The sequence below is a fragment of the Lacihabitans sp. LS3-19 genome, assembly GCF_024343575.1.
Classification (GTDB): domain Bacteria; phylum Bacteroidota; class Bacteroidia; order Cytophagales; family Spirosomataceae; genus Leadbetterella.
This window is the reverse complement of the sequence record NZ_RJUA01000100.1, coordinates 1-606: the sequence shown is the minus strand read 5'-3', so window position 1 is coordinate 606 and position 606 is coordinate 1. Positions and strand designations below refer to the sequence as shown.

The 606-nt window shown below is 40.9% G+C and carries 1 pseudogene; it reads right to left on the bottom strand.

Annotated features, from left to right (window positions below):
• Nucleotides 1-606: pseudogene (locus tag EGI22_RS24145) on the bottom strand (aconitate hydratase); the annotation flags it as partial.

Sequence of the window (606 nt, the reverse complement as noted above, 5' to 3'; positions counted from 1 at the left end):
TACTTTCCAGCTTCCATTTCAATGATATTCAATGCCGCCCCAGCTTTGAACCAGCCGATTTGAGCATCGTTATAAGTATGATTAACAACTATTTCGTCTTTTGTTCCATCAGAGTGGTTAGCTACCACAGTCAACGATTTACCTGGAGCGAAAGAAGTCAAACCAACAATATCTAAACTATCATCTTCTTTGATTTTGTCATAATCCGCAGGATTTGCAAATGTCAAAGCCAACATTCCTTGTTTTTTTAGGTTGGTTTCATGAATACGAGCGAAAGATTTCACCAGGATAGCTCTTACGCCCAAATGACGTGGCTCCATAGCTGCGTGCTCTCTTGAAGAACCCTCGCCATAGTTTTCGTCACCAACAACTATTGAACCCACTCCAGCAGCTTTATAAGCTCTTTGCACGGCTGGTACTTCGCCATATTCGCCTGTCAACTGGTTTTTTACTTTGTTGGTTGAGTCATTTGCAAAGTTTACAGCCCCAATCAAAAGGTTATTAGAAATGTTGTCCAAGTGACCACGGTATTTCAACCAAGGACCCGCCATAGAGATATGGTCAGTAGTACATTTTCCTTTTGCTTTTATTAATAATTTCAGGCCT